The following is a 4125-nucleotide window of genomic DNA, read 5'->3' as shown; positions in this document are numbered from 1 at the left end:
GGCCGGCGTCGGACGCTGATGCCGATGGCCGAGCCGCTGTCCCAGACCTCTGCCGGGCTGCCCGCGGACGGTGCACCGCAGGACGAGGACCATCGCTGGATGGCACTGGCGCTGGACGAGGCCCGCGCCGCCGCCGCCGCAGGCGAGGTGCCGGTGGGTGCCGTGCTGGTGCGCGACGGCCGCATGGTGGCCACCGGGCGCAATGCGCCGGTCGCCACGCACGACCCCAGCGCCCACGCCGAGATGGCGGCACTGCGGGCGGCCGGACAGGCACTGGGCAACTACCGCCTCGACGGCTGCACCCTCTACGTGACGCTGGAGCCCTGCGCCATGTGCGCTGGCGCCATGCTGCATGCGCGGCTGGACCGTGTGGTCTTCGGTGCCGCCGATGAGCGCACCGGCGCGGCGGGATCCGTGCTCGATCTCTTCGGCATCGACCAGCTCAATCACCAGACTGCCGTGCAGGGCGGCGTCATGGCCGAGGCCTGCGGGGCGCTGCTGCAGGACTTCTTTCGCGGGCGACGGGCCCAGGCCCGGGCGCAGGCGCAGCCGGTGCGCGACGACGCGCTTCGCACACCCGAGGCGCGCTTTGCCGGTTTCGACGGGCCGCCTGCGTACATGAGCGAGCTGCCGGCCCTGCACAGGCTGCGGCTGGCCTATGTCGACCGCGGCGGCGACGACGCCACGCACGACCGACGACCGGCGGTGCTGTGCCTGCACGGTGCGGCCCAGTGGGGCCACCTGTTCCGCCATCTCCCGGCCTTGCTGCCGGATCATCGACTGCTGATTCCCGACCTGATCGGCTTCGGCCGCAGCGACAAGCCCAAGAAGGAAGGCGTGCACACGCCCGAATGGCATGCACAGGTGCTGGGAGAGTGGCTGGCGGCGCTGGGTGTCGGCGAGGTGGGGTTGATCGTGCATCCCGACATGGCGGACCTGGCCGGCCTTCTGGCCGAGCAGGGCACGATCGCCGGACCGCCGCTCGTCATCGCGCCATCGGCCCTGGCCGTGCGCGGTGCTGCGGCCGAGGACGCGGCGCGCGCCTGGGCGGCGCCTTTCCCCGACAAGGGCCATGAGGCGGCCCTGCGCGCGTGGGGTGCCCGCCGCCGCCCCGTTCAGGACCTGTCCGCCGACGCGGCCCGCGCGCTGGCCGACCAGTGGCGGGCCCGCCGAGGGCCGATGGGATACTCCCGCGGGTGAACAAGAAGCACATCTACATCTACTCCCCCTCCAGTGCCGTGCGCGAGAAGCCGGCCTTCCGCCGCGGCGTGGCCTGGCTGCGCGCGCAGGGCCACGAGGTGGAGATCGACGAGGCCGCGCTGTCCGCGCAGCAACGCTTCGCCGGCGACGACGCCACCCGCATCGCGGCTATCGCACGGGCCGCGGCCAGCGGCGCGGACGTGGCCCTGGCCTCGCGCGGCGGCTACGGCCTCACCCGGATCCTCGACGGCATTCCCTACAAGGCGGTGGCCAAGGCCATCGAGCGCGGCACGGCCTTCGTCGGCATGAGCGACTTCACGGCCTTCCAGCTCGCGGTTCTGGCGCGCACGGGGGCGGCCACCTGGTCGGGCCCGACGCTGTGTGGCGACTTCGGTGCCGAGGAGGGCATCGACGAGATCACCGCCGCCTGCTTCGACGACCTCTTGGAAGGCTACGGCGAGGGCACCGGCTGGCGCCTGCCGGCACGCAACGAGCTGCCGAGCTTCAAGCCCATTCGCGGCGCCACGCTGTGGGGCGGCAATCTGGCCGTGCTGTGCAGCCTGCTGGGCACGCCGTACTTTCCGCAGGTGGACAAAGGGGTGATGTTCCTCGAGGACGTGGGCGAGCATCCCTACCGCATCGAGCGCATGCTGGAGCAACTGCGCCTGGCCGGCGTGCTCGCCCGTCAGAAGGCGGTCGTGCTGGGCCAGTTCACCGGCTATCGGGCCGCGCCGCACGACCGTGGCTTCAAGCTGCAGACGGTGGTGGAGCGGCTGCGCAGCCAGATCAAGGCGCCCGTGCTCACGGGTCTGCCTTTCGGGCATGTGCCGACCAAGGTGCTGCTGCCGGTGGGCGCTACCGTCGATCTGGCGGTGGAAGGCAAGGAGGCCTTCGTCGTTTGGGGTCACGGTGTGGGTGGCAGCCGCCATGCCACAGCGCACGAACCTCACGGACACGCGCACTGACGCCCATGTGCGCCAGCCGATGCGGGCTTTAGGCGATCGCTGCGTGCAGCTCAGTACGTGCGCAGCCCGGCGTCCAAGCGCAGGCGGAACGATTCGGACTGGCCGAACAGGGCGCTGATGGGCTTGAGCTCCTGCCGGGCTCGCGCTTCGCCGCAGGCCTGCACGAGCGCGGTGAGCAGGTCCTGGCGCAGGTACCAAAGGGCTTCGAGCTCGGTGGCATAGGTCACCCGCTCCGCCAGCCGGTGTCCCTTGACGAGGAGGCCATGCCGCTGCAGCGTCGCCAGCATGGCGGCGCGCACCTGCTGGAGCGTGCGTTCAGTGCCGCTGCGCTCGGCCCTCTGGGACGGTGCGCGCAGCCAGCGAGAGATCGCGTTCAAGGACTTCATGGAGGTGATCTGAGGTCGCCTGACAAACACCTTACGCAGCCGCGCGGTCAAATGCAATGCAGACAAAAGTTTGCAGAAGTTTGCCTACTGTCCCATTCCGGAACAGGGCGTCCGCCGTCCGAGGCATGCAGAGGCTCCTCTGTGCGCGCCCCATGGCTCGGACCGAATTGTGGGCAAAGCCCAACCCAAATAAGTTGACCTAAGTCAATCGCGCCGTTGAACTCGCGAGAGTTCGCACGTCTGGAGATAATTACCCGAAACAATTCGTTCAAACTTGACGATGGCAACCACGGTCGTTTTCGCGGACCTGACCGGCAGTACGCGGGTTTTCGAGGCGATGGGCAATGCCCGGGCCACCGACACCGTCACGCGGTTGGTCCAATGGGTGGGGGATGTGTGCGAAGCCCATGGCGGCCGGGTGATCAAGAAGCTCGGGGACGGCATCTTTGCGCTCTTTCCGGCGGGTGAACCGGCGATCTCCGCCATGCTGGAAATCCAGCGCAGTCACCACAAGCGCCTGCTCAAGTGGCCCGAGGCGCTGCGCATGGACCTTCAGATCGGCATTGCCAGCGGAGAGGTGGTGGAGGTCGACGGCGACTTCTATGGCGACGCGGTCAACGTCGCCTCTCGCCTGAGCGATCTGGCCGGGCCCGGCCAGATCTGGGCCACCGAATCGGTGGTGGACCAGCACATCGGCCCCGAGGTCCGCCATCGCAGCCTGGGGCCCATCAGCATCCGCGGCCGGCAGGAGACGCCGACCGTCCACCGCATCGACTGGCAGGACGAGGTGGTGGACCTGCTGACGTTGCCGGCCGCGCTGTCGACGGTGGCCAAGCCGGGCATCGACACCGCTTTCGGCCAGATCGAGCTTTCCTGGCTGGACGTGCACGCCGCCTTCGGCGCACACGACCTGCCCATCCACCTGGGCCGGGTAAGCGAGGCCGATTTCGTGGTGAACGATCCGCGCGTGTCGCGCCTTCACGCCCGCATCGAGGCCCGCAACGGCAGTTGCATCCTGACCGACGTGAGCAGCTATGGCACGTGGGTGCGCTTTCGCGATGCCGATGGCAGCAGCAGCGAGGTGGCGCTGCGTCGGGACGAGTGCATGCTGCATGGCAGTGGCGAGATCAGCCTGGGTGCACCGCTGTCCGACTTCACCGCGCCCACCATCAGCTTCCACACGGCCGGCGGCCGCGTGCAACTGGCCATGAAGGCGGACGCTTCTTCCTAGGCGGGCGCATGCACCGGGCCGCCGCGGCGCCCCGGGGGGCGTCTCAGCGGTCCACCGGCAGGATGAGGGTTTCCTTCACCTCTTCCATCACGACATAGCTGTGCGACTCCGCCGGCACGGGCAGCTTCTTGAGGATGTCGCCCAGCAGGTGGCGGTATTCGCCCATGCCGCGCAGCCGGGCCTTGACCAGGTAGTCGAAGCCGCCCGAGACCAGGTGGCATTCCAGCACCTCGGGCATGTGCAGCAGTTCCTTGCGCACCTTGTCGAAGACATCGGCCGACTTGGACGACAGCTTGATCTCCACGAACACCAGCAGCATCTTGCCCAGCGCCTCCGGTGCCAC

Annotated in this window: 5 protein-coding genes; 3 read left to right on the top strand and 2 right to left on the bottom strand. The window is 69.2% G+C overall.

Going from position 1 to position 4125, the window contains the following annotated elements; all coding sequences use genetic code 11:
• Positions 1-24 precede the first annotated feature (24 nt).
• Both tadA and QZ772_RS07365 read left to right on the top strand, forming a co-directional pair.
• Positions 25-1200: a tRNA adenosine(34) deaminase TadA gene (gene tadA, locus QZ772_RS07370; protein WP_295524383.1), complete on the top strand. Its 1176-nt coding sequence runs from the start codon at positions 25-27 to the stop codon at positions 1198-1200.
• A complete protein-coding gene (locus QZ772_RS07365) occupies positions 1197-2165 on the top strand; it encodes an LD-carboxypeptidase (RefSeq protein WP_295524382.1) in 969 nt (322 codons plus the stop codon). The genes tadA and QZ772_RS07365 overlap by 4 nt, the downstream gene beginning before the upstream one ends.
• A gap of 50 nt (positions 2166-2215) precedes the next feature.
• Here the strand turns inward: QZ772_RS07365 and QZ772_RS07360 are convergent, their stop codons facing one another.
• Positions 2216-2551 carry a hypothetical protein gene (locus tag QZ772_RS07360; RefSeq protein ID WP_295524381.1) on the bottom strand — a complete coding sequence of 112 codons (336 nt, stop codon included), beginning with the start codon at positions 2549-2551 and terminating at the stop codon, positions 2216-2218.
• Positions 2552-2825: 274 nt separating this feature from the next.
• On the opposite strand from QZ772_RS07360, the gene QZ772_RS07355 reads away from it, so the two are divergent.
• Positions 2826-3782 carry an adenylate/guanylate cyclase domain-containing protein gene (locus QZ772_RS07355; RefSeq protein WP_295524379.1) on the top strand — a complete coding sequence of 319 codons (957 nt, stop codon included), beginning with the start codon at positions 2826-2828 and terminating at the stop codon, positions 3780-3782.
• Between the two features lie 43 nt (positions 3783-3825).
• On the opposite strand, the gene QZ772_RS07350 is transcribed toward QZ772_RS07355, so the two are convergent.
• Positions 3826-4125: Lrp/AsnC ligand binding domain-containing protein (locus tag QZ772_RS07350; protein ID WP_295524377.1), on the bottom strand; the 300-nt coding region annotated here is incomplete at its 5' end.

Source organism: uncultured Pseudacidovorax sp. (genome assembly GCF_913773995.1).
Classification (GTDB): domain Bacteria; phylum Pseudomonadota; class Gammaproteobacteria; order Burkholderiales; family Burkholderiaceae_C; genus Xenophilus.
The sequence above is the reverse complement of the archived record's forward strand: the minus strand, read 5'-3'. Positions and strand labels throughout refer to the sequence as shown.